21 protein-coding genes and 2 tRNA genes are annotated in these 24041 nt (G+C 62.9%); 9 read left to right on the forward strand and 14 right to left on the reverse strand.

Translation table 11 applies throughout. The annotated features are described in order from the left end of the window. Positions 1–37: 37 nt before the first annotated feature. The 3 genes from prmC to hemA are packed head-to-tail and all read right to left on the reverse strand — an operon-like array spanning position 38 to position 3244. A complete protein-coding gene (gene prmC / locus BTW07_RS13450) occupies positions 38–868 on the reverse strand; it encodes a peptide chain release factor N(5)-glutamine methyltransferase (RefSeq protein WP_075570695.1) in 831 nt (276 codons plus the stop codon). Beyond that, positions 868–1953, reverse strand: coding sequence for a peptide chain release factor 1 (gene prfA / locus BTW07_RS13455; RefSeq protein ID WP_075570696.1), 1086 nt, complete (start codon positions 1951–1953; stop codon positions 868–870). The genes prmC and prfA overlap by 1 nt, the downstream gene beginning before the upstream one ends. A gap of 16 nt (positions 1954–1969) precedes the next feature. Next, on the reverse strand, positions 1970–3244 hold the full coding sequence (gene hemA / locus BTW07_RS13460) for a glutamyl-tRNA reductase (protein WP_075570697.1): 1275 nt from the start codon (positions 3242–3244) through the stop codon (positions 1970–1972). A gap of 321 nt (positions 3245–3565) precedes the next feature. Here hemA and BTW07_RS13465 point away from each other — a divergent pair, with 321 nt between their 5' ends. The 9 genes from BTW07_RS13465 to BTW07_RS13505 all read left to right on the forward strand — a co-directional run bounded on the left by BTW07_RS13465 (position 3566) and on the right by BTW07_RS13505 (position 11352). Beyond that, complete coding sequence (locus BTW07_RS13465) at positions 3566–5290, forward strand: tetratricopeptide repeat protein (RefSeq protein WP_075570787.1); 1725 nt, start codon at positions 3566–3568, stop codon at positions 5288–5290. Between the two features lie 173 nt (positions 5291–5463). Then, a complete protein-coding gene (gene lolB, locus BTW07_RS13470; protein WP_075570698.1) occupies positions 5464–6117 on the forward strand; it encodes a lipoprotein insertase outer membrane protein LolB in 654 nt (217 codons plus the stop codon). Continuing rightward, positions 6114–6998, forward strand: coding sequence for a 4-(cytidine 5'-diphospho)-2-C-methyl-D-erythritol kinase (gene ispE, locus BTW07_RS13475; RefSeq protein WP_075570699.1), 885 nt, complete (start codon positions 6114–6116; stop codon positions 6996–6998). The genes lolB and ispE overlap by 4 nt, the downstream gene beginning before the upstream one ends. A gap of 147 nt (positions 6999–7145) precedes the next feature. After that, positions 7146–7220: transfer RNA gene (locus tag BTW07_RS13480), tRNA-Gln, on the forward strand. Between the two features lie 263 nt (positions 7221–7483). Further along, positions 7484–8425 (forward strand): ribose-phosphate pyrophosphokinase, encoded by a 942-nt coding sequence (locus tag BTW07_RS13485; protein WP_198651187.1) that lies wholly within the window; start codon positions 7484–7486, stop codon positions 8423–8425. Between the two features lie 163 nt (positions 8426–8588). Next, on the forward strand, positions 8589–9236 hold the full coding sequence (locus BTW07_RS13490; protein ID WP_075570701.1) for a 50S ribosomal protein L25/general stress protein Ctc: 648 nt from the start codon (positions 8589–8591) through the stop codon (positions 9234–9236). 34 nt (positions 9237–9270) lie between these two features. Beyond that, positions 9271–9855, forward strand: a complete 585-nt coding sequence (gene pth / locus BTW07_RS13495) for an aminoacyl-tRNA hydrolase (RefSeq protein WP_075570702.1) — start codon at positions 9271–9273, stop codon at positions 9853–9855. 174 nt (positions 9856–10029) lie between these two features. Continuing rightward, positions 10030–11121, forward strand: a complete 1092-nt coding sequence (gene ychF / locus BTW07_RS13500) for a redox-regulated ATPase YchF (protein WP_075570703.1) — start codon at positions 10030–10032, stop codon at positions 11119–11121. A gap of 154 nt (positions 11122–11275) precedes the next feature. Then, positions 11276–11352, forward strand: a tRNA-Met gene (locus BTW07_RS13505). 129 nt (positions 11353–11481) lie between these two features. Here the strand turns inward: BTW07_RS13505 and BTW07_RS13510 are convergent. From BTW07_RS13510 to BTW07_RS13560, 11 genes are all read right to left on the reverse strand, one after another. Continuing rightward, positions 11482–12345 (reverse strand): D-amino-acid transaminase, encoded by an 864-nt coding sequence (locus BTW07_RS13510; RefSeq protein WP_075570704.1) that lies wholly within the window; start codon positions 12343–12345, stop codon positions 11482–11484. A 94-nt stretch (positions 12346–12439) separates the two neighbouring features. Then, a complete protein-coding gene (dgcA, locus tag BTW07_RS13515) occupies positions 12440–13420 on the reverse strand; it encodes an N-acetyl-D-Glu racemase DgcA (RefSeq protein ID WP_075570705.1) in 981 nt (326 codons plus the stop codon). Beyond that, positions 13414–14415 carry an N-acetyltransferase DgcN gene (gene dgcN / locus BTW07_RS13520; RefSeq protein ID WP_075570788.1) on the reverse strand — a complete coding sequence of 334 codons (1002 nt, stop codon included), beginning with the start codon at positions 14413–14415 and terminating at the stop codon, positions 13414–13416. Before dgcN ends, dgcA begins: the two co-directional genes overlap by 7 nt. Positions 14416–14495: 80 nt before the next feature. Then, positions 14496–15812 (reverse strand): TRAP transporter large permease, encoded by a 1317-nt coding sequence (locus tag BTW07_RS13525; RefSeq protein ID WP_075570706.1) that lies wholly within the window; start codon positions 15810–15812, stop codon positions 14496–14498. Positions 15813–15869: 57 nt separating this feature from the next. Next, a complete protein-coding gene (locus BTW07_RS13530) occupies positions 15870–16430 on the reverse strand; it encodes a TRAP transporter small permease subunit (protein ID WP_075570707.1) in 561 nt (186 codons plus the stop codon). Further along, positions 16427–17566 (reverse strand): TRAP transporter substrate-binding protein, encoded by a 1140-nt coding sequence (locus tag BTW07_RS13535; protein WP_075570708.1) that lies wholly within the window; start codon positions 17564–17566, stop codon positions 16427–16429. The genes BTW07_RS13530 and BTW07_RS13535 overlap by 4 nt, the downstream gene beginning before the upstream one ends. 89 nt (positions 17567–17655) lie before the next feature. Continuing rightward, positions 17656–19095 (reverse strand): N-acyl-D-amino-acid deacylase family protein, encoded by a 1440-nt coding sequence (locus BTW07_RS13540; protein WP_075570709.1) that lies wholly within the window; start codon positions 19093–19095, stop codon positions 17656–17658. Between the two features lie 37 nt (positions 19096–19132). After that, positions 19133–20539, reverse strand: coding sequence for an amidohydrolase family protein (locus BTW07_RS13545; RefSeq protein WP_075570710.1), 1407 nt, complete (start codon positions 20537–20539; stop codon positions 19133–19135). A gap of 64 nt (positions 20540–20603) precedes the next feature. Beyond that, positions 20604–21524 (reverse strand): N-carbamoyl-D-amino-acid hydrolase, encoded by a 921-nt coding sequence (locus BTW07_RS13550; RefSeq protein ID WP_075570711.1) that lies wholly within the window; start codon positions 21522–21524, stop codon positions 20604–20606. Positions 21525–21626: 102 nt separating this feature from the next. Beyond that, positions 21627–22541 (reverse strand): LysR family transcriptional regulator, encoded by a 915-nt coding sequence (locus BTW07_RS13555; RefSeq protein WP_075570712.1) that lies wholly within the window; start codon positions 22539–22541, stop codon positions 21627–21629. Positions 22542–22635: 94 nt separating this feature from the next. After that, entirely contained in the window at positions 22636–23952 is a 1317-nt protein-coding gene (locus tag BTW07_RS13560) for a M18 family aminopeptidase (protein ID WP_075570713.1), read from the reverse strand. Between the last annotated feature and the right edge of the window lie 89 nt (positions 23953–24041).

The following is a 24041-nucleotide window of genomic DNA, read 5'->3' on the forward strand; positions in this document are numbered from 1 at the left end:
GGTCGACCGAATTGGCCTACGCCATTGATCGACAGGCTCAGCTCCACTGCCCGCCGCTGACCCGTTGGTGACCTGCCAGGTCGTATCGGGACCCGACATTGTGGAAGCCGCGATGCGACAGCGCTTCGCGCACCTGCTGCGCTTGCGCGTAGCCATGCTCCATCCAGAGCCAGCCCCCCGGTGTCAGGTAGCTCGGCGCTTGCCCCGTCAGCCATTCGAGATCGGACATGCCAGAGGCACCGGCGACCAACGCCGAACGCGGCTCGAAGCGAACGTCGTCAAGCAGCAGATGCGGATCGTCATCGGCAATATAGGGAGGATTGGAAACGATCAAATCGAAACGGCGACCGGACAATGCCGAGAACCAGTCGCTTTTCAGAAAGCGAGCGTTAGCGATCGCCAGTCGTTCGGCGTTGGATTGCGCCAGGGCCACGGCGTCGGCGGAAACATCGACACCGGTGACCCGCCAGCCCGGGCGTTCGCTGGCGAAGGCGAGCGCGATCGCGCCGGTGCCGGTGCCCAGATCGAGCAGTTCGCCCTTGGGCATCGGCGCAGACTCGAGTGCCACCTCGACGAGACGCTCGGTATCCGGACGCGGGATCAGCGTCGCCGGCGACGTCTCGAGGGAGAGCCCCCAGAACTCCCGCGCGCCGACCAGGTAGGCCACCGGCAGCCCCTGGGTCCGACGGGCGATCAGCGTCTGAAAGCGCTCTTGTTGCGCCGGCATCAATTCGCGGTCGCCCCACGTATAGAGCCAGGTTCGATTCGTCTCGCAGACGTGTGCCAGCAACACCTCCGCATCCAGTCGCGCCGTCGGCGAGGCGATGAGTCGTGCTGCCGCGTCGCGAATAGCGTCGTCGATGGTCATCACTCGCCCTGCAGCGCTGCCAGCTGGTCGGCCTGATACTCATTGACCAGAGGTCCGATGACCTCGTCGAGATCGCCGGCCACGACCTCGCCCAGCTTGTAGATCGTCAGGTTGATGCGGTGATCGGTGAGCCGCCCCTGGGGAAAGTTGTAGGTGCGGATCCGTTCGCTGCGATCGCCCGATCCCACCAGAGAGCGGCGGGTATCGGCCTGGTGCTGGCGCTGGGAGTCCACGGCCGCCTGCTTCAGCCGCGCGGCCAGCAGCGACATCGCCTTGGCACGGTTCTTGTGCTGGCTGCGCTCTTCCTGACATTCGACGACCAGCCCGGTCGGCAGGTGGGTGATGCGAATCGCGGAATCGGTCGTGTTGACGTGCTGGCCGCCGGCCCCGCTGGAGCGGAACGTGTCGACACGGAGATCATTGCTGCTGACGTCGATGTCGCCGACCTCACCTGCTTCGGGCATCACCGCGACGGTGCAGGCCGAAGTATGAATCCGGCCCTGGGATTCCGTCGCCGGAACACGCTGCACGCGATGTGCGCCGGATTCGAATTTCAGCGACGCGTAGACGTTGTCGCCCTTGACCCTGGCGATGATCTCCTTGTAGCCGCCCTGCTCGCCGTGACTGGCGCTGACCACCTCGACCTTCCAGCCACGCCGCTCGGCATAGCGGGAATACATCCGAAACAGATCGCCGGCGAACAGCGCCGCCTCGTCGCCACCCGTACCGGCCCGGACTTCCAGAAAGACGTTGCTGTCGTCATCCGGGTCCTTGGGGACCAGCAAGCGTTTGACCTCCTCTTCCAGCTCCTCGAGCCGGGATCTGGACGAGCGCCACTCCTCTTCGGCCAGCTCGCGCATTTCGGGATCGCTATCTTGCCGCATCTGATCGGCCGCTTCGATATCGCTCTCGGTACGGCGATAGACAAGCCAGGACTCGACCAGCGGTTCGAGCTCGGCGTATTCGCGAGAGTAATCGCGAAAGCGAGGCTGATCGGAAATCACTTCGGGTTCGGATAACAGCGCCGACAGCTCTTCGAAGCGCTCCTGGAAGGCGTCGAGTCGTTCGCGCAGAGACGCTTTCATGCCCAGTCCTGTATTTTCATGCCGAGTCCTGTGTCGTGGCGGGCCCCTCGATGAGCAGGCTATCGGCCGCCTGAATGATGTCGTGACGCGACTGGCCCGACGCTTCGCGCAGGCGCAGCGTCGGGCCATGCATCAACTTGTTGGCCAACTGGTGCGAGAGACGCTTGATCACCGTCTCCGGATCCTCGCCGCGCGCCAACTGCGCCAGTGCCTCGGCTTCGGAATCGCGACGCAGCGTTTCACCGTGCTGACGATAGCGGCGGATCAGATCCCCAGCACCGCGAACCCGGCGTTCATGCAGCCAGTGATCGACGCCGCTGTCGATCAAGGCTTCGGCCTGGCTGGCAGCGACCTCGCGATGCCGCCGGTTTTCGGCGATCACCTGCTGCAGGTCGTCGACGCTATAGAGGAAGACATCGTCGAGATCGCCCACTTCCGGTTCGATATCCCGGGGGACGGCAATATCGACCATGAAGATGGGCCGGTGGCGGCGCACCTTGAGCGCCCGCTCGACCATGCCCTTGCCGAGGATCGGCAATTCGCTGGCGGTCGATGCGATGACGATATCCGCCTGCTCCAGAGCCTGCGGAATGGCGTTGAGCTCGATCGCCCGCCCGCCGCAGGCTTCCGCCAGCACCTGAGCCCGTTCCAGCGTGCGATTGGCCACGGTCAGCCCCATGATGCCGGCTTCCCTCAGGTGGCGTGCGACCAGTTCGACCGTCTCGCCGGCGCCGATCAGCAATGCTCGGGCGCGGCTGAAATCGTCGAAGATGCGACTGGCAAGGCTCACGGCGGCGTAGGCCACCGAAACCGGATTCTCGCCGATCGAGGTTTCGCTGCGAACCTGCTTGGCGACGGAGAACGTCTGCTGAAAAAGACGTTCCAGCTCGCTCCCCAGCCCCGCATGCTGACGCGAGATCTGGTAGGCATCCTTGAGCTGACCGAGAATCTGCGGCTCGCCCAGGACCATGGAGTCCAGACCGGCCGCCACGCGCATCAGATGTCTTGCAGCCTCGCCCTCGTAGTAGTGATAGGCACAGCTCAACAGCTCCTGCGCGGGCATGCCGTGAAACGCCCCCAGCCACTCGAGCAGTTGACGCTCGCCGTTGGCCACGGTGATGCAGTAGAGCTCGGTCCGGTTGCAGGTCGACAGCACTGCCGCCTCACGCACGTCGGGCAGGGCCCGCAGCTGTGTCAGCGCGGACTCGAGCTGTGCCGGCGAGAAGGCGACACGCTCGCGCATGTCGACCGCAGCCGTTCTATGATTGATACCCAGAGCTAGCAGCGTCATGAAATCACGGTCATTTATCTTGCGTGGACCCGGCTTTGCGCCTGCGAACGTCATCGCTGGCGCGGCAAGCCGGGATGAAGCGCGGCAGATGTCAGGTCGCCGACCGCCCCATTCACCGTTCGCGATCGGCCGCAGCCGGAAGTCGACACACCCGGTCGATAACGGCCCACCCTATTGTGGTCCGCCCAGCCAGGCGGCGCCATTTTAGCACAGCCAAAAGACGCTTAGCAGGCAATGAATCGCGTCGGCTGGCATGCTTGGGCGATTGACCCCCGGCGGCCAGCCGTTATGCTGGAGCCATTGATCGATCTCGAGGACGGCATGCCCAAAAGTCTGTTCTACGCCGCCAGTTGCGCGGTCCTGCTGGCTGGCTGTCAAAGCATGTCGGCCGATAGCCCATCGATGCCCGCCGATGACCCCATGACGACGGCGCCACCCATCACCCGTGGTTTCGACGCAAGCGGCCTTTCTCAGGTGATGCTATCCGAGATGGCGGGGCAGCGGGGCGACTTTCGTCGCGCCGCCGAGGGCTATCTGGCCGCTGCCGATCGCTACCGCTCCGCCGAACTCGCCGAGCGAGCGACGCTGGCCGCGCGCTACACCGACGACACCGGACTGCTCTCCTCCGCGGCGGCTCGGTGGCAGCAGCTGGCCCCGCGGGACTCGGCACCGCAGAAGCTGCTCTCGGGGATCGCGGTGGACCGCGGCGACTGGCCTGCGGCATTACGCCACAGGCTGGAGCTCGCTCGTTCGGATGAGGACGCTCAACTTCTCGAGCTCGCCGATCTGATGGTGGAAGCCCGGGCCGACCCCGTCCCGCTGATCGCCCAGCTACGCGATTTCACGGCATCCCACCCCGATCACGCCGACGCGCAGATGGCCACCGCACGGCTCGAGGCAGCCAATGGTCAGCTGGACGACGCTCGCCAGCGCCTGGCGACCCTGACGCGGCATCATGCCGACCTGCCGGCGCTCTGGCTCACCCGCTCGCAGATCGCCCTCGAGGCCGGCGACTACGGTCAGGCGGCAGCAGCGGCGCGACGCGGGAGCGAGCTCGCGCCCGACGATAGCCGGTTCCTGCTGGCGCTGGCCCAGGCCGAGATCGCCAATGGCGATATTGCGTCTGCCGAGCCGCGAATCGATCAACTACTGGCGCGTTACAACGATACGCCGTCGCTACGTATCGGCTTCGCTCAGCTCTATCTCGACGCCGGCGCGCTGGAGCCCGCTCGCCGCCTGTTGCTGCCGCTGCTGGATCGCGACGACACGCCGCCGGCGACCTATCTGGTGCTGGGCAGCATCGCCGAGACTCAGGGCGAGATCGACAACGCCCTGCTCTACTATCGCCAGGTGCCAGCCGGCCCCGGCTTTCTCGATTCCCGGGCACTGGCGACCCGTATGCTGATCGCCAGTGGTCGCGCCAGGGACGCCCAGGAATTCCTGCAGGTCGAAATTCTGCGCCACCCCGATCAGCGCACTCCCTTGACACAGATCGGCCTGCAGGCACTCGACGACGCCGGCCAGATTCCTGCGGCGGACGCCCTGCTCGCCGACGCTCTCGAACAGTCGCCGAATGACACGGACCTGCTCTATACCCGCGCCATGCGAGAGTTCGACCAAGGCAACGTCGAGACGATGATGACGCAGATGCGCGACGTGATCGCCAGAGATCCCGACAATGCCGCGGCTCTCAACGCATTGGGCTACACCCTGGCGACGACCACCGATCACTACGATGAGGCGCTGGATCTCATCGAGCGAGCGCACGCGCTCGAGCCGCAGAGCCCGGCCATTCTCGACAGCCTGGGCTGGGTTCATTTCAAGCGCGGAGAGCCCCGGAAGGCGCTGGGTTACCTGCGCCGGGCCTATGCCGGACAGCCGGATCAGGAAGTCGCCGCGCATCTGGCCGAAGCGCTGGTCGTTCTCGACCAGGCAGCCGAAGCCAGAACGCTGGTGCAATCGGCAATCGCCACCAGCGACAACCACCCCGATATCGACGATCTGCTGATTCGCTATCCGCAGCTTTCGCCCCAGGCAGAACCCTAGCCAGATAGCCGGGCCCTAAGCTCGGCAGTCGTGCCGGAATTCAGCCGCCTGTACCGGGGCAAGGCCCCGGGAAGCAACCCGGCGCCCGGCCTCCCACTCTACTCATTCGTACTCGACAGGAAACATCGATGGCACACTCCCTCCCGGTCAGCGAACGGCGACAACGCGCCCCAATGGCATGCAAGCAGTGGTGGCAGCCGCTAGGGGCGTTGATTCTGGTGGCCTGGCTTGCCGGTTGCGCCGGGCAGGCGCCGGCACCGGACGTGCCGCGCCAACCCGATGACTGGCAGCGACAGCAGGATGAACTGACCGCCCTCGACACCTGGTCCTTGGCCGGCAAGGTCGGCCTGCGAACCGCGGATGACAGCCGCAGCGCGAATCTGGACTGGTCCCAGGCGCCCAATCACTACCGCATGCTGATCAGCGGCCCGTTCGGTGCCGGTCGCAGCGTTCTCGAGGGCCGCCAAGGTGCCGTCACGCTCACCACTGGCGACGGCCGCTTCGAGGCTGCATCACCGGAAGCGTTGATGCAGCAGCAGCTGGGCTGGTCGCTGCCCATCTCCGCACTGGACTCCTGGGTTCGCGGACTTCCGGCGCCGGGCCGCGCTCATCAGCAGACCGACGACGAACTCGGCTTTCCGAAAACCCTCAGCCAGGACGGCTGGACCATCCGCTACCGGGACTGGACCTACGCCGGCTCGCTGTGGCTGCCGAGTCGCCTGATCATGACCTACGACGACATTCGCGCCACGCTGGTGGTCAATCAATGGCAACCGGGGGTGGGCTCTGACGATGCGTCCGAGGAGACGCCGGGCGCGACGCAATGAGAGCTTTGACACTGCCCGCGCCTGCCAAATTGAATCGTCTGCTGCGGATCACCGGCCGTCGGCCGGATGGCTATCACTCGCTGCAGACGCTGTTCCAGATTCTCGATAGCGGCGACACGCTGAGATTTCTTCCACGGCTCGACAGCGACGACATCACGTTATCCCCGGCGCTGGCCAACGTTGCAGAAGCCGACAATCTCGTCGTCCGTGCCGCCCGCCTTCTCCAGCAACAGACCGGTTGTCGCCAGGGCGCAGCCATCGAGCTGGAAAAGCGCCTGCCGATGGGCGGCGGACTGGGCGGCGGCAGTTCCAACGCGGCCACTACGCTGCTGGCTCTCGACCACCTGTGGGGGCTGAATTTGGGTATCGATCGATTGGCGGCGCTGGGACTGACACTCGGCGCCGACGTCCCCGTCTTCGTGCGCGGCGATACCGCCTGGGCAGAAGGTATCGGTGAACAGCTCGTCCCGGTCGACCTGGCGCCTTGCTGGTTCGTCGTCATCCATCCCGATGTGGAAATTTCCACCGCGGCGGTTTTCGGCCACCCCGGTTTGACACGCGACAGCACGGTCATTAGTATGCGTCGCGCACTCGCCGGGGCCGCCCCCGACGCGGTGTGGCGCAACGATTGCGAGAGCATCGTGCGAGCGCTCTATCCTGAAGTCGACCGCGCGCTGAGCTGGCTTGACCAGTACGGTAACGCGACGCTGACCGGGACTGGCGCCTGCGTCTTCTGTCCGCTGGACGACGAAGCGCAAGCCGATCAGGTGCTGCGTCAGGTCCCGGACGGATGGCAAGCCTTCAAGGCCCGTGGCAGCAATCGGTCTCCGCTGCACTTGGCCTTGGACACTGCCAAAGGTTTGGACAGGGCTCAGGGGTAATTGCCATATCGCCGTCGCCAGAAGCCGTTTCGACTACGCGGTTTTTGTCAGACTTTTCAGACGGGTTACGGCTTTACGACTGGTTTTCCGTTCAAACCTAGCCAACGGTTTGTGCTTTTGCGCATAATGGGCGCGACCGATGATTGCTGGGGTATCGCCAAGTGGTAAGGCACTGGTTTCTGGTACCAGCATTCCCAGGTTCGAATCCTGGTACCCCAGCCACTTCCTGACTTTCGACAAGCCTGCATACGGAAACCGGGTCGCGATGGCCACTCAGCCCACACGATTTCCCTACCGGCGTTGCGGTTACTTTTCCTGCCGTCTCGACGCGCGACTTCGATGCCATTTTGCATCGTTGGCGGACAACCGTGGCCTCTCCGGAATTCGACGCTTCGTCTCGCACTCCCTCTGCAGTCTTGTCACCCGTCCAGAATCGAAACGAATGTCCTTTACCGACCTTCTACAGCTCTCAAAGGTGGCCGCGCGTGTCTAAATTGATGGTTTTTACCGGTAACGCCAATGTCGGACTCGCCTCGAAGGTAGCCGAGAGTCTGGATAACCGACTCGGCCATGCGACGGTCGGACAGTTCAGCGATGGCGAAATCGCCGTCGAGATCAACGAAAACGTACGCGGTAAAGACGTCTTTATTCTGCAATCGACCTGCGCCCCGACCAACGACAACCTCATGGAACTGATCCTGATGGTCGATGCGCTACGTCGTGCTTCGGCGACCCGCATCACTGCCGTCGTGCCCTACTTCGGCTACGCCCGCCAGGACCGCCGCGTGCGCTCGGCCCGCGTGCCGATTTCGGCCAAGGTCGTGGCCGACATGATGGTCAAGGCCGGCGTCGACCGCGTGATGACCATGGATCTGCACGCCGATCAGATACAGGGCTTCTTCGATGTCCCGGTGGACAACGTCTACGGCTCGCCGATACTGCTCGATGATATCGAGCGCCAGAATTACGATAACCTCGTCGTGGTCTCTCCCGACGTCGGCGGGGTCGTCCGAGCCCGTGCCATCGCCAAACAGCTCAACGTCGATCTGGCGATCATCGACAAGCGCCGCCCCCAGGCCAATCAGGCGCAGGTGATGCACATCATCGGGGAGATCCAGGATCGTACCTGTGTCGTGGTCGACGACATGGTCGATACGGCGGGAACGCTGTGCAAGGCCGCCGAGGCACTGAAGGATCGCGGCGCTCGTCGGGTGGTCGCTTACGCCACCCATCCGATCCTTTCCGGACCCGCCGTCGACAATATCAGCGGTTCAGTGCTTGACGAACTCGTCGTTGCCGATACCATACCGCTCTCCGAACCTGCACGTCGTAGCGGCAAGATTCGTCAATTGACGGTCGCCGGCCTGATTGCCGAAGCCATTCGTCGTGTGAGTAACGAAGAATCCGTCAGCGCGATGTTCCACTGATCGCTCTCGACACGACCGTTTCACGACGGTCCGCCGGGGACGATCGGGAACCACGCGCGGATACGTGGGTGACTGCCGTAAGGGCAGCCACCCTGCTGGAACGGCATCCTCTGGTCGCGGACGATGCCGATTTCCATTACTTGACCATTAGAGGTGACAATCAATGTCCCATTACACCCTGACCGCCAATGTTCGTAAGGAGCTGGGGAAAGGTGCGAGCCGCCGCCTGCGCCGCAAGAACGAACAGGTCGCTGCCATCATCTACGGTGGTACTGCCGAACCGCAGCCGATCACCATCGACAAGCCGGCCTTCTACAAGGCGATCGAAGACGAAGCCTTCTTCTCCTCGATCATCGACATCCAGGTCGACGGCAAGAGCGAACAGGTCGTCATCCGTGATCTTCAGCGCCATCCGTACAAGGCACTGGTCACTCACGCTGACTTCATGCGCGTCGATGCGACCCACGAACTGACCCTGAACGTCCCGCTGCACTTCTTGAACGAAGAGACGTGCAAAGGCGTCAAGGACGAGGGTGGCGTGCTGCACGTTCTGAACAACGACGTTCAGATCAGCTGCCTGCCGTCCAAGCTGCCGGAGTACCTCGAGGTCGACGTGGCCAACCTGGCGCTCGGCGAGACCATTCACCTGTCCGACATCAAACTGCCGGAAGGCGTGACTCTGGTCGAACTGAGCCATGGTGAAGAGCACGACGCCGGTGTCGTCAGCGTCACGCACCCGACCGTCGTCAGTGACGACGAAGTCGCCGGTGAAGGCGTCGACGAAGATGGCGAACCGAAAGACGAAGCCTGATCTTTCGCGACAGACCGGATAACAGGCAGTCGGCATGGCAGTGAAAGCGATCATCGGTCTCGGCAACCCCGGGCCGGAATACGAAAACACCCGTCACAATGCCGGCGCCTGGCTGGTCGAGCAACTTGCGAGGGGCGCAGCGGAAACGCTGCGCTCCGAGCGCAAGTTTCTGGGTCTGTACACCAGGATCCGACTGGGCGAGCATGATCTGCATCTGCTCAACCCCACTACCTTCATGAATCGCAGTGGCGCCTCGGTAGCGGCATTGTGTCAGTTCTTCAAGATCATGCCGGACGAACTTCTCGTCGCCCACGACGAACTCGATATCGATCCGGGCTATGCCCGTTACAAGACCGGCGGCGGCCACGGCGGCCACAATGGCCTTCGCGATATCGTCAGCGCGCTGGGTAACAATAACGGCTTCCATCGCTTGCGTATCGGCATTGGCCACCCTGGCAGTGCCAAACAGGTAACGCACTACGTTCTCGGTTCTCCCGCCAAAACGGAGCGCCACGCCATCGATGATGCCATCGATGAGATCCAGGTCACGCTGCCCGACGCCCTCGCCGGCAACTGGGCCAAAGCGATGAACCGCCTGCACAGTTTCAAGCCTGACTGACTCGTTCGTCGTTCGTCGTTCGTCGTTCGTGACGGACAGCTCGTGCGTCGCCATTCAAGAGTCTGGCCCCCACCCCTCGTGTCCCGTAGAATGCCCGCCATTCACTTTCATGCCTTGCGTTCGTTTCTCGGAATCGAACCGTACCCGGAATCATACTGTTCTCAGGATCTCACTATGGGCTTCAATTGCGGCATCGTCGGCCTGCCCAACGTTGGCAAGTCGACTCTCTTCAATGCGTTGACGCGATCGGGCATCGACGCCGAGAACTTCCCGTTCTGCACCATCGAGCCCAACACCGGTATCGTGCCGATGCCCGACCCGCGTCTCGACCGGCTCGCCGAAATCGTCAAGCCGGAAAAAGTGGTGCCGACCACGATGGAATTCGTCGATATTGCCGGCTTGGTCGAGGGTGCTTCCAAGGGTGAGGGGTTAGGCAACCAGTTTCTCGCCAATATCCGGGAAACCGATGCCATCGCCCATGTGGTGCGCTGCTTCGACGACGACAACGTCATCCATGTCGCCAACCAGGTCGACCCGACCGCCGATATCGAAACCATCAACCTCGAGCTGGCACTGGCCGATCTCGATGCCGTCGAGCGCTCCATCCAGCGCCTGACCCGTGTGGTCAAGGGCGGCGACAAGGAAGCGATCGCCACCAAGGCGATCCTCGACCGGATCCAGCCGCATCTGGCCGAGGGCCAGCCGCTGCGCAGTTTCGGTCTCGACGCCGACGAACAGTATCAGTTGCGCAGCTTCGGCTTCCTGACACTCAAGCCGACCATGTATATCGCCAACGTCAACGAGGACGGATTCGAGAACAACCCTCACCTGGATATCGTGCGCGAGATTGCCGCCACCGAAAACGCCGTCGTGGTGCCGGTCTGCAACAAGCTGGAAGCGGAAATCGCCGAGCTCGAGGACGAGGAGCGTGCCATGTTCCTCGACGAGATGGGCATGGAAGAACCCGGGCTCGATCGCGTCATTCGCGCCGGCTACGGCCTGCTGGGATTACAGACCTATTTTACCGCTGGCGTGAAGGAAGTCCGTGCCTGGACGGTCAAGGTCGGCGCGACCGCCCCGCAAGCGGCCGGCGTGATTCACACCGACTTCGAGAAGGGCTTCATTCGCGCCGAAGTGGTCGGCTACGAGGACTTCGTGGCGCTGGGCGGCGAAAGTGGCGCCAAGGATGCCGGCAAGTGGCGTCTCGAAGGCAAGACCTACATCGTCAAGGATGGCGACGTGATGCATTTTCGTTTCAACGTCTAATGCCTGGACCTTTCAGGCTCTGACGTCGGACGCATCGACACGCATACGGATATGACGGCAGCGACGCGAATACTCCCGGCTCCTGGAAAGCGTTGACGTTTCATCAGGTTATGGTAGTATTCGCAACCGTTGTCGATGACGATGACAGCCCCGAGGCTACGTAGCTCAGCTGGTTAGAGCACATCACTCATAATGATGGGGTCCCCTGTTCGAATCAGGGCGTAGCCACCAGATATCACGAAAGAGCCCGCCGTTCTCCCGATCGGCGGGCTTTTTCGTACGAGACTGTCTTGCAGGTTTTTGGCCAGGCTTTGGTACGGGTTTGTTGCAGGGCTTTGTTGCAGGGCCTTCGACCGCGCTTCATATCGCGCGGCGTCGGCTCTCCTCGATATAAGCGTCGCGCAGCTGTCGGGTCACTTGACCCGGCCGACCATCCGCGACCGCGATATCGTCGATCGCGACGACCGGCGTGACGAAAGAGGATGCCGAGGTGACGAAACACTCTCTGGCATTTTGGGCCTCCTCGACGCTGAACGCTCGCACCTCGACCCGCAGCGACAGCGCCTCGGCGAGCTCAAGGACGACGGCGCGGGTGATCCCCGGCAGGATGGCGTGGGACAGCTCTCGCGTCACCAGCACGCCGTCCTGAGTCAATATCCAGGCGTTGTTGGAAGCCCCTTCCGTCACCACGCCGTTCTCGACCAGCCAGGCGTCGTCGGCGCCAGCCGCTTTCGCCGCCATCTTGGCCATTGCCGGATAGAGCAGCTGCACCGTCTTGATGTCTCTCCGTGCCCACCGCCAGTCGGGCTGCGTCGCGATGCGAATGCCATCGTTGCCACTCCGGCCGGCGATCAGCGCCTTGGCCTGGGTGAACAGCACCAGCGTCGGCGGCGTGTCGGCGCCGGGATAGTGAAACTCCCGATCGCCAGCGCTGCCCCGCGTCAGCTGCAGGTAGACCATTCCCTCCTCCAGCGCGTTGCGACGTATCAACTCGCGGTGGATCGTCAGCAGCGCCTCGTCGTCCCACGGCAATGCCAACTCGAGCGCCCCGGCCGAGCGCTTCAGACGCTGCATATGCCCCGAAAAATCGATCAGTTTGCCATCCAGGACCGAAGAAACCTCGTAGACCCCATCGGCGAGCAGAAACCCGCGATCGAAGACCGACACCTTGGCGTCCTGTTCGGCGACATAGTCGCCATTCACGTAGACCGTGCGCTGTGTCATCTCATGCTGTCTCTAATATCAGCGTTCATGTTCATGTCGATCGTCACTGAACCTCGCGACGGAGTAGAGCGTTCAGCCCTGCCTTGACGACAGCTCAACCCCATAGCGCCGGGGTCGCCGGGTGTACACCCTCGACGTCGAAACGCATGCCGTGATCACGATCCCGCGCCAGCAACAGCGGACCGTCGAGGTCGACCACGGCCGCTCCCTGGGCCACCAGCAACGCCGGCGCCATCGACAGCGACGAACCCACCATGCAGCCGACCATGATCCCGAAACCTTGTGCCAGCGCTTCCTGCTTGAGCGCCAGCGCCTCGGTCAGGCCGCCGGTCTTGTCGAGCTTGATATTGATCATGTCGTAGCGACCCACCAGGTTCGGCAGCGAGCCGCGATCGTGACAGGACTCGTCGGCGCAGACCGGCAGCGGTCGTTCGACCTCCGCCAGCGGCGCGTCGTCTCCAGCCGGTAGCGGTTGCTCGACCATGCTGATGCCAAGCGCCATCAGTGCCGGTGCCAGACGTTGGTAGGCTGCTCGATCCCAGCCTTCGTTGGCGTCGACGATGATCCGTGCTTGCGGCGCGCCTTCGCGAACGGCTTCGAGGCGCTCGATATCGCCCTCGCCGCCCAGTTTCAGCTTGAGCAACGGCCGGGCGGCGTGGCGCCTGGCCTTCTCGCGCATGACGTCGGGCGTGTCCAGGGATAGCGTAAAGGCAGTGATCTCGGCTTTGGGCGCGTCGATGCCGGCAAGTTCCCAGACCGGCTTGCCGGCGGTCTTGGCTTCCAGATCCCAGAATGCGCAGTCGAGCGCGTTACGCGCGGCACCGGCCGGCAGTCGCGACTGCAACGCAAGGCGGTCCATGCCGTTTGCCAAGGCATCGCGCATCGACTCGATCTGGGCAATCACGCTATCGACCGACTCGCCGTAATGCGCATAGGGCACGCATTCGCCGCACCCGGTATGCGTTCCATCGTTCAACGTCGCGACCACGACATGCGCTTCGGTTCGCGAGCCACGGGAGATGGTGAAGACTTCGGCAAGCGGGAATACCTGCTCCTCGACGCTGAGACTCAGCATGCCAACACCGCCTCCGCCAGCCGATCCGCGCCCTGGCGATAGGGATCGACGCAGGGCAGCCCCATGCGCGTTTCCAGTGCCGCCAGATAGCGATCGGCCTCGTCGACCGCCATGCCGGCAGTATTGACCGAGACACCGACGACCTGGCACGCCGGATTCACTACCTGCGCCAGCGGCAGCGCCGTATCGCGCAGCTGTTCAAGCGTCGGCAACGAGTAATGCGGCAAGCCGCGCATATGCGTGCGAGTGGGTTCGTGGCACAGAATCAGCGCATCCGGCTGACCACCGTGGATCAACGCCAGGGTGACGCCGGAGTAGGAAGGATGGAACAGACTGCCCTGCCCTTCGATGATGTCCCAATGATCGTCATCGTTGTCCGGCGTCAGCCATTCGATCGAACCGGCCATGAAGTCGGCGATGACGGCATCCAGCGGCACGCCTTCACCGGTGATCAGGATGCCGGTCTGACCGGTGGCACGGAAGCTCGACTTGGCGCCGCGCTCGCGCAGTGCGATGTCCAGCGCCAGGGCGGTGTACATCTTGCCGATCGAACAGTCGGTACCCACGGCCAGGCAACGCTTGCCACTGCGCTTCTTGCCGTCACCGATCGGATACTGGACCTGGGGCACACGCACGTCGATGAGACGCCCGCCGTGCTTCTCGGCCGCCGCCACCAGTTCCGGCTCGTCGCGCAGCAGATTGTGCAAGCCAGAAGCGATATCCATCCCCGCGGCCAGCGCCTCTTCGAGCACCGCGATCCAGCTGCGGGAAATCACCCCACCGCGATTGGCCGCGCCGATCACCAGCGTTCTGGCCCCCTGGGCCACCGCCGCATCGATGTCGAGATCCGGAAGCTTCATGTCAGCCTGGCAACCGGGAAGCCGGTACTGCCCCAACGCATACTCCGGGCGCCAGTCACGAATGCCCTGGGCGACCTTGGCGGATAGCGGATCGGGCACATCGCCCAGGAACAACAGATAGGGAGTCTTGAGCATGTTGTCTTGTCTCTGATGAATAGATACCGACGGCGCTTCTTCCGTCGTGACGATGCGCTGCAACGCAACATTGTGGTTCGCTACATCATACTCTGCGGTAGCCACAGCGAGATGGCGGGGAACGCCAGCAACAGTGCCAGGATGATCAGATCGCACGCCACGAATGGCCAGACACCCGCGAAGACTTCGCTGATCTTGACTTCCTTGCCCGCAGCGCCGGCCAGGGCGAAGGCGTTGAGCCCGACCGGCGGCGTCACTCCTGCAATCTCGCACATCTTCATGGCAATGATACAGAACCAGATCGGCTCGTAACCCAGCTCCACCACGATGGGAAACAGGATCGGCAGCGTCAAGGCGAACGCCGCCGCCGGAACCACGACCATCCCCATCAGGAACCAGATGATGAGAATCAACCCCAGCACCATCCATGACGGCACATCCCAGGAGGTCATGAAGTTCGTGATCTCGAACGGAATTCGCGTCAGCCCCAGAAATCGACTGAAGAACAGCGCCGCCACGATGATGAAGAACAGTGTGGTCGTGATCCCGGCCGACTCCCTCAGCGCCCCGCGCAGCTTGTCGAGCGAGCGCAGCGGGCCGGTCGCCACGCCCAGGATGATCGCCCCCAGCGCCCCGACCGCACCGGCTTCGGTCGCCGTGAACAGCCCACCGTAAAGGCCGCCGATCACCACGCCGCCCAGCAGCAGGATCTGCCACAGATCGAGAAGTCCGCGTACACGATCCCGCAGCATGATCCGGTGCTCTTCCTCCAGCATCGGCGCCAGTGCCGGATTGCGCTTGGCACGCCACACGATCGAGATTGCGTAGACCAGTGCGGTCAATACGCCCGGCACGATGCCGGCGATGAAGAGCTGCCCTACCGGCACGCCGGTGAAGATCGAGAACAGAATGAACATGCCGCTGGGCGGGATCATCGCCGCGAACGAACCCGCACAGGCGATACTGCCCAGTGCGAAGCGCTTGTCATATTGATAACGACGCATCTCCGGATAGGCGATGCGCCCGAACACGCTAGCCGTTGCCAGAGAAGATCCGCAGACGGTCGAGAACGCCGCGCTGCCGAAAGCCGTCGCGACCGCCAGCGAACCGGGAATGCGCGCGGTCGCCCGATGCAAACCCTTGTACGCCAGCTCCGCGAATCCGCTGGCCGCAGCCAGCGCTCCCATCAAGACGAACAACGGCAGCACCGTGAAGGTCGGCGAAGCGATCGCCGTATACATGGTATCTCCCAGCAGTGAAGTGGCGCTGAAGGGGGTGAGAAGCGTAGCGATTCCGATGAAAGCGACCAGCAGGAAATTGATCGCCAGAGGGACACCCAGTACAAGAAGTACGAGTAATGCCGCGACACCAACGACGCCGACTAGCGTAAAGTCCATGATGATATCCGTAGCAGAAGAAAAGTCAGAAACCAGGAGGTGCAAGCTTCTCGGCTTTCACGAACTCTCGGGCCGGAACTGTGCGATCAGCCGGCGACATAGCTGCAGTCCGTAAAGCGCCAGCGCAGCAAACATCACGAACTTGACCGGATAGACCAGAATCGGCCGGGGCCCGGCTATTGCCTGGCGACTCTCCCAGGCACCGACGGCGTTGGTCCATACCGCCCACGCCACGATGACCACCGTCACCAGCGACACCAGCGTGATGAAGCCCGTCAACAGGCGCGCCGCGGTGCCACTGAGCTTGTCGGTCAGGAACTCGACCCGGATATGCGCATCCCGCTCTTCGGCATGCGACAGACCGAGGTACACCACCGCAATCATCGTGAACATGGCCAATTCGGAGACGCCGTAGAGAGGGCGCGAAAAGCCCCGCGCCACCAGATCGGCGATCATGAACAGCACCACCAGGATCAACAGCCAGCCACACAGCTCAGCCAGACTCTGATTCAGCCGGGTCATCAGGCGCGGCCTAGGCGCCTGACGATTGGCCGATGTCAAACGGGACGGCGTGACCTCGGCATGCGCCCGAGAACCGGCGTTCGAGTCGCTATTCATGAGTCGCCCGCCGCCGAACCGTCGTCGATGATCGTTTTCATCTCCTCGATGATTCGCGCCGGGTCCTCGGCGCCGGCATCCTCGGCGCTCTGGATCCAGCTCTGGCGATTGGTTTCAACTGCCGGTAGCGAAACGAACTTCTCGATATCGTCGGCGGAGGCTGCGGTGACGGTGTAACCTGCCTCTTTCTGCACCTCGACGATGCGATCGAACTCGTTGGCGTAGTACTCGCCGAAGGTCTTCTCCGCCTGCGCCGCGGCTTGCTCGAACCAGCCCCGCATCTCCTCAGACATGGCGTCCCACTTGCGCTGATTGATGGTGAGGATCATGGGCACCGCCAACCACAAGCGGCGTGACGTCAGGATATTCGGTGCAACCTCGTCCATGCCCGTGCGGTTGAGGCTGTCGTAATTGGTGAAGACGCCGTCGATGGCACCCGATTGCAGCGACTGATAGGTGTCGCTCCAGGGCACCGATACCGGCGTTGCTCCCAGGTCGCCGAGGAGATTGAGCATCCACTGGCTGGACGCGCGCACCCGTTTGCCTCTGAAGTCATCGAACGACGTCACAGGTTCGCGAAAGACGCCGGCGTAGGGAAGATAGGGGTAGATATAGATGATGTGCTGGCCCTGCCTGGCGAACTCCTCGCTTAGCTCTGGCACCCGATCGTCGACGGCATGGTAGACCGACATGATGTCGGCGTAGTTCTCCGGCCCCGCGGGGAACAGCTGGAACGCCCCGTTCAGCAGCAGCCGATTGGGATAGTAATTGATGTTGATATAACCCATGTCAGCGACACCATTGCTGACGCCACCAAGGATTTCATCACCCTGCATGACCGAGGCCCCCCAGTAAGGCACTACCTCGATCTCGCCACCGGAAACCTCGTTCAGGGCATCCAGGAAGCCTTTTTCGGCAGCGCCGCGCAGGCCGTTCGGTGCAGTATTGGTCGCATACGTTAGCGTTTCCGCGGCGGTAACCGCGCCGGGCGTGGCAGCCAGGCCGGCTCCCAGGGTCAGGGTGAAGGCGGCCGCCGACATGAGACGGCGCCACGGGAGAGATTGCGGATTCATCAAAGGCATGGGGAAAACCTCGTTGTCGTTGTCGTTGTCGTTGCCGTCACAGCTCGTCGTCATCGAGCTGTCAGAAAATAATCATCGATGTCACACGCGCCTGTCTCATACCTTTTTGTCGACGGGCCATAACCTGACGTTAATGACGTGAGTTATCCGATCCCTCCCTCGCGCCGCAGAAGGCGCCCTGCGCGGTTGCGGACATCGCCATCGACCCAGGTGGGTTGTCCGTTGACCATGACCCAGTCGATACCGACCGCAGGCGTCGTCGGCGCGACGAAGCTGGCGCCCTCACGGATCGTGTCGAAATCGAACAGCGTCAGGTCGGCAAACGCACCCTCGCGAATCACGCCACGGTCGGTCAGCCCGAAACGCGCCGCCGACATCGAGGTCATCTTGCGAATCGCTTCCGGCAGGTCGAGCAGCCCCTCGTCACGGCAATAGTGGCCGATGACGCGTGGAAAACTCCCCCACAATCGGGGATGCGGATTGGGGTCGCTGGGCAGCCCGTCGGAGCCGATCATGGTCAGAGGATGCGCCAGCACGCGACGCACATCCTGCTCATTCATGTTGTGATAAATCGCTCCGGCCGGCATCAGGCGGCGTGCCGCTTCCGTCAGATCCACGGCCCATTCCGCGGCGATGTCGGTCAACAGACGTCGGCTCTGATCGGGATGCGGCTTCGACCAGGTAATCAGGATCTCGAACTCGTCCGAGACCCGCCACAGATCGAGCGTCGTCGAGCAGGCCGAATAGGGGTAACAGTCACAGTTGCAAGGCTGCTCGGCCGCAGCCGCCTCGAGCTTCTCGATGGCGTGCTCGCTCTTGCCCCAGTTGTCGACGTCGGCACACTTCAAATGCGATATCACCAGCGGCACACCGCCATGCCGGGCCGTGTCGAACGCCTCATCCATCGCCTCGAACAGCAGCTCGCGCTCGTTGCGCATATGGGTGGTGTAGATCCCCCCCTCTTCGCCGACTACCTCGACCAGCGCCTTCACCTCACCGGCCGGCGCCTGACGCGCGTTAGTATAGGCCAGACCGGTACTGAGGCCGATCGCGCCGGCACGCAGCGCCGTGCGCAGCGTCTGACGCATCGCCAGGATCTCTTCATCGCTGGCGGTCCGGTCGAAGCGATCCATCACCCCGGCGCGCAGCGTAGTATGCCCGATCAACGCCGCCACGTTCACCGCCGGGGCCGCCGATTCGATTGCCTCGCCGAATGCCTCGAACGTCGAAAAGAAGTCGTCCGCCTCGCCGAGTAGATTCATCGGGTCCGGGACATTGCCGCCGAGTTTCACCGGCGAGGCGCTGATCCCGCAGTTGCCGACGATGACCGTGGTGACACCCTGGGTGATCTTGGGCAGCATCTCCGGTTCGCGGATGGCGCAGCTATCGTCATGGGTATGAACGTCGATGAATCCCGGGGAAAGATAACGCCCTTCCGCTTCGACCACCTGCGCGGCATCGGTCGCGTCCAGATCGCCAATCGCCACGATTCGATCTCCGCTCACGCCAACGTCGGCAACGAACGGCTTGCGACCGGTACCATCCAGAACGTGAGCCCGACGGATGATCACATCGAATGTCATATCGTCCTCCTGAGGATGTGGAATGACCGACGTGGTCTCATTGCGGGCTTTTCAGCATCGTGCCCGGCTGGATGACCAGCGTGTCGAGCCCGGCGGCACGCACCGCAGCCTCGCCCATCGGCGTAGTAATCAGACGGCCACCGCTGCCGACGACATCGTCTCCATCGAGCAGCCGTTGCCCATGCGCGTAGGTCAGGACCGGGCGCCGGCGTTCGAGGTCGAGCACCGTAATATCCGCGTCGGCACCAATCCCCAGATGCCCCTTATCATGCAACCCGAGGATTCTCGCCGGATGCAGACTTGCCTTGCGCACGAAGCCCTCGAGACTCAAGGCATCCAGATGCACCAGCGCGAGACCTCGCGCGACGATATCGTTGCGCGGAATGCCGCCGCCATCGGTGGCCAGGGCATCCACCGCATAACGCCCGTCGCCCCGCGTGGCCGTGACCAGTCGCAGACGCGGCTCCGGCGGATTGGCCCGAAAGCTGATGCCGATGTTGGAGCCACAGGCACGCCAGGCGGCCAGACCCTCGGGGCCGCCCACCAAGTCGACGACCCCCTCGCGCTCGAGATTGACCAGCGCCCAGCCGGCCAGAATCGCTTCGGCCATCCCCTCGCTGGTGGCCGGATACCCGCCACGCTCGAGCCCGAAAGCCGCCAGCCGACTCCCCGGGACGCCGTCGACACACTCGCCACTGACACCGTTGAAGGGTGCGAGATAGGACTCCGAGCGGATGTGCGGATGTGCGGCCAGCAGCGCCAACGCCTCCTCGCCCTCGGACACGGCATCGCGGATCTGCCCACGGCAGTAGCTGTTGATATGCGCCAGATGTAGCGGATGGCCCGCACTCAATTCGCATGCCTCGCGCATGCCTTCGATATTGGAGCCCGCAGACTGCGTGCCGGCATGAAAGGCTAGATACGCACCCTGTCCGGCAGCCGCCTCGATGGCATGCGCCGTGGCGTCGGCGGTCAACGGATAATGGCCACCCAGCAGCTTCAGGCCGATCGCGCCCTGGCTCAGGGCATGAGTCAGGGCATCGTCGATATCGTCGCGGCCGGGGTCGGCGGAGGCGATGGTATGTTCCGGACGCAGATAATTGACGCAGGCGATGCTCAGACCACAACCGTGGCGCGCCGTCAGATCGACCACGCCCTCGATGGGCCCGGCCATGTCCAGCGCCGTGGTCACGCCAGCCCTCGCCAGCATGCGATGGCCGCAGCCGCCGCCCAGAAAAGGGGATAGATGTACGTGCATGTCGACGATACCCGGCATCACCACGAGTCCCGCCAGGTCATGCTCGCGTCTCGCCTCACCGGCAATGGTCGGCGCCACCTCGGCGACTTTCCCGTCGCGTAGCGCAATGTCCCGGATTTCATGCAATCCGCTGGCGGGGTCGACGACGGTGCCATTACGCAGCAGGACGTCATAACGTTCGATCATGTTCACACCTTGGCGATTGTCGTTATTGTCGTTGTCGAGAGAGCGGTTTTCCTCACGGCAACCGCTAGCGCTCGACACCCGTCTGCGAGGTAATTCGCCCGTAGTGCTCGACGCGCCGGTGACGCGCGAAATCGAAGATGGTCGTTTTGCCGAACTGACAGCGTTCCATATCGCAATGCGCGGCAATTAGCTCATCACCCTCTCCGGTGGTGCGCGCAACCACGAATCCGTCCGGATCGACGATGATCGTGCCCCCCATCAACGGAAAGCCGTCCTCTACCCCGGCCTTGGCAACGGCCACGGCCCAGGTCGCGTTCTGGTAGGCGCCCGCCGTGACCGACAGTTCGGAGTGATAGAGCCGCTTGCTGAGGCCCTCGCCACGATTCTGCGAGTTCACTGACGGCGTGTTGTAACCCAGCATGACCAGTTCGACGCCCTGCAGGCCCATCACGCGCCAGGTTTCCGGCCAGCGACGGTCATTGCAGATGCACATGCCCATCAGCGTGCCTTCGTTGTCGAAAGTCTCGAAGCCAAGGTCGCCGGGTTCGAAGTACCGCTTCTCGAGATGCTGGAAGTCACGCGCGGCGTCATACTCCACATGCCCCGGTAGATGAACCTTGCGATATTTGCCGACGATGTTGCCCTGGCGGTCGGTGAGGATGGACGTGTTGAAATGGTGTCCTTCTGGGGTCAACTCGGCATAGCCGAAAGAGATCGCGATGCCATGCTCGCGGGCCCGGTCGAACAGGGGGCGGGTGGCCGCATTGGGCATCTCGCGCTCGAACCAGCCGTCGATCTCGGCCTGATCCTCCATATACCATCGGGGGAAAAAGGTCGTCAGCGCCAATTCCGGATAGACCACCAGATCGCAGCCCTGGGCGGCAGCCCGGTCCAGTAACGCCAGCATTCGCGATACGACCGCTTCACGACTATCGCTTTTCTGAATGGGGCCCATTTGAGCCGCGCCGATTACCCGTTCACGCATGACCTGTCCGCCTATCGAGATTGTATGGGTCGGATCAGTGTCTGAGTTTTACGCGAAAGTGTCGTATGCCGATTTATCGCCAACCCATAACTTTTGGTTAATCTACGGGTGCACGCAAGTATCGGTAGCGCTGAAGCGGACGAACGCCGCCTTGAGGTGTGAAATGAAATCGTGGGCCAGCTGCGAAAGCGGCTCGGTGCGCGGATAGACCAGGCTGACGATCAGCCGCTGTTCGACGGGCAGAGGCACCGCGGTCAAATGCTCGCTGTGAAACCCCTGCCAGGTGAATTCGTCGATCAGCGCGATGCCCGCACCCGCATTGGCCAGGGCGCAGGCATAGTGCGGGGAATCGACCTCGGTAGCTGGCCGCCACGGCTCACCGGCACTCTCGAATGCCGAACGGATATGTTGCCCGAACGGTGTTTCTGCGCCATAGCCGATCAGATCGTAGTGGCGGAGCTCGGGCAATTGCACCCTCGCGCGCGACGCCAACGGGTGATCGCTCGGACAAACGCAAACCATGCCCGCTCGATGCAGCGGGCTGGCTTCCAGGTTGGGATGATTGACCGGAAACAGCGAAATGCCCAGGTCGGCCTGACGATCGAGCAGTTGGTCGCGCAGCTGCGTATGCCGCTGGCAATCGAGACTGACACGGACATCCTGCTCTGCCCGAAAGCTGGTGATCGCCCACGGCACTACCTGGTGGCCGAGACTCGAACTGGCCGCGACGCGAACGACGCCGTGACGCCGCTGAGTCAGGTCGTGGAGCGTGTTGTTGACTCGCTGCACATCACGATAGACGTTCTCCACATCGCGAAATAACCGTCGAGCTTCCGGCGATGGGTAGAGCCGCCCCTTGATGCGCTCGAACAACGGAAAACCGATGCGCTGCTCGATGTGAGAGAGCATCCGACTGACCGCCGGTTGAGAGATCATCAACACGCGAGATGCGCCACTGATACTGCCGGTCGTCATGATCGCCCGGAAAACCTCGATCTGCCGCAAATTCAACGCCATTGCCGCCTCGCTCATCAAAGCCCACCGTGACATCGGCACAACCGATACCCATTCTTGGCCCCAGCTCGACATCCGCGACACGAACATCAAGTTCTCAATCGATCACCAGCTCGGGCCGGTTGAAAAATATCTTCAAGGCGCGGATCAGATAACCGGGATCACGGGTACCGGCCGTCTCGCGAATCGAATGCATGCCGAATTGCGGCACGCCCACGTCGATGGTGGGCACGCCCAGCTCGGTGGCGGTAATCGGGCCGATGGTGCTGCCGCAGCCCATGTCCGCACGTGTCACGAACTGTTGCACGGGTACCTCGGCCTCACGGCAGATGTCGTGAAAGAGTGCCCCGGTAACGCTATTGGTAGCATAGCGCTGGCTGGCGTTGACCTTGATCACCGGCCCCGCGTTGAGTGACGGGCCGTGGTTCGGATCGTGCTTGTCCGCGAAGTTGGGATGAACGGCATGAGCGTTATCGCAGGAGATCATCAGGGAGCGCTGAATCAGACGCACGAAGCCCTCGTCTCCCGGTTCGCCGAGTGCTGAATTCACGCGTCGCAGCACGTCGGCCAGGAACGGGCCCTGAGCGCCGCAGGCGCTGGCGCTACCGACTTCCTCGTGATCATTGGCGACGAAAAGCGCCCCCTGCTGACCGTCGGCCGCCAGCAGCGCCTCGACCCCGATGAAGCAGGAGAGCAGATTGTCGAGCCGGGCGCTGGCAAGCATTTCGCCGTGGATGCCAATCCGGGCCGGCGGCTGAACGTCGTAAAACCCCAGCTCGAAATCGACGATGTCCGCTACCTCGATCGCATGTTCGCGTTCGATCCACTGCTTGAGCAAGCGATCGAAATCCGGCGCGTCGCCGCCCTGCATCAGCAGCGGCGCCATCTGCGTCTGCGGATTGAGCGCACGCCCATTGTTGGCTTCGCGATCCATATGGATCGCCAGGCTGGGAATGATCGCCACCGGCTCGGCCACGTTGAGCAGGACCCCCTGCAGGCCGCCATCGGCACGGCGAACGTGGACTCGTCCGGCGATCCCGAGATCGCGATCGAACCACGGCGACAGCAGCGCACCACCGTAGACCTGGACGCCAAGCTGTAGCCAGCCCTTGTTGACGATCGCCGGCTGCGGTTTGAGGCGCAGCGCCGGACTATCCGTGTGGGCGCCGACCATGCGCATCGCATCGAGCGAGGTCGTCGGCAGCTGGAACGCGATCAGGGCGCTATCGTTGCGCGTCACGTAATATTTTTCGCCCCGTGTTAACTTCCAGCTGTCAGTTTCCTTGAGCGGCCGATATCCTGCCGACTCGAGTTTCTCCGCGAGATTGGCGGTGGCGTGCCAAGGGGACGGCGAACGCTGGAGAAAATCGAGCAAGCGATCCTCGAGAGCCTTGTCGGCGGCGTGGTCTGACATGGGTTTCCTCGGATGTCGATCTGTAGTCATGTGAACTGACTGCTACAATAAGCCCCGGACCTGAAAAAGATTCATGGATCCGGTGGTCT

The organism is Salinicola socius, assembly GCF_001937195.1.
Taxonomy (GTDB): Bacteria; Pseudomonadota; Gammaproteobacteria; order Pseudomonadales; family Halomonadaceae; genus Salinicola; species Salinicola socius.

Bases quoted from the DNA above. Each gene is read 5' to 3' on its own strand.
- prmC (WP_075570695.1), bottom strand. From the start codon at position 868: ATGACCATCGACGACGCTATTCGCGACGCGGCAGCACGACTCATCGCC.
- prfA (WP_075570696.1), bottom strand. From the start codon at position 1,953: ATGAAAGCGTCTCTGCGCGAACGACTCGACGCCTTCCAGGAGCGCTTC.
- hemA (WP_075570697.1), bottom strand. From the start codon at position 3,244: ATGACGCTGCTAGCTCTGGGTATCAATCATAGAACGGCTGCGGTCGAC.
- BTW07_RS13465 (WP_075570787.1), top strand. From the start codon at position 3,566: ATGCCCAAAAGTCTGTTCTACGCCGCCAGTTGCGCGGTCCTGCTGGCT.
- lolB (WP_075570698.1), top strand. From the start codon at position 5,464: ATGGCATGCAAGCAGTGGTGGCAGCCGCTAGGGGCGTTGATTCTGGTG.
- ispE (WP_075570699.1), top strand. From the start codon at position 6,114: ATGAGAGCTTTGACACTGCCCGCGCCTGCCAAATTGAATCGTCTGCTG.
- BTW07_RS13490 (WP_075570701.1), top strand. From the start codon at position 8,589: ATGTCCCATTACACCCTGACCGCCAATGTTCGTAAGGAGCTGGGGAAA.
- pth (WP_075570702.1), top strand. From the start codon at position 9,271: ATGGCAGTGAAAGCGATCATCGGTCTCGGCAACCCCGGGCCGGAATAC.
- ychF (WP_075570703.1), top strand. From the start codon at position 10,030: ATGGGCTTCAATTGCGGCATCGTCGGCCTGCCCAACGTTGGCAAGTCG.
- BTW07_RS13510 (WP_075570704.1), bottom strand. From the start codon at position 12,345: ATGACACAGCGCACGGTCTACGTGAATGGCGACTATGTCGCCGAACAG.
- dgcA (WP_075570705.1), bottom strand. From the start codon at position 13,420: ATGCTGAGTCTCAGCGTCGAGGAGCAGGTATTCCCGCTTGCCGAAGTC.
- dgcN (WP_075570788.1), bottom strand. From the start codon at position 14,415: ATGCTCAAGACTCCCTATCTGTTGTTCCTGGGCGATGTGCCCGATCCG.
- BTW07_RS13525 (WP_075570706.1), bottom strand. From the start codon at position 15,812: ATGGACTTTACGCTAGTCGGCGTCGTTGGTGTCGCGGCATTACTCGTA.
- BTW07_RS13530 (WP_075570707.1), bottom strand. From the start codon at position 16,430: ATGAATAGCGACTCGAACGCCGGTTCTCGGGCGCATGCCGAGGTCACG.
- BTW07_RS13535 (WP_075570708.1), bottom strand. From the start codon at position 17,566: ATGACGACGAGCTGTGACGGCAACGACAACGACAACGACAACGAGGTT.
- BTW07_RS13540 (WP_075570709.1), bottom strand. From the start codon at position 19,095: ATGACATTCGATGTGATCATCCGTCGGGCTCACGTTCTGGATGGTACC.
- BTW07_RS13545 (WP_075570710.1), bottom strand. From the start codon at position 20,539: ATGATCGAACGTTATGACGTCCTGCTGCGTAATGGCACCGTCGTCGAC.
- BTW07_RS13550 (WP_075570711.1), bottom strand. From the start codon at position 21,524: ATGCGTGAACGGGTAATCGGCGCGGCTCAAATGGGCCCCATTCAGAAA.
- BTW07_RS13555 (WP_075570712.1), bottom strand. From the start codon at position 22,541: ATGGCGTTGAATTTGCGGCAGATCGAGGTTTTCCGGGCGATCATGACG.
- BTW07_RS13560 (WP_075570713.1), bottom strand. From the start codon at position 23,952: ATGTCAGACCACGCCGCCGACAAGGCTCTCGAGGATCGCTTGCTCGAT.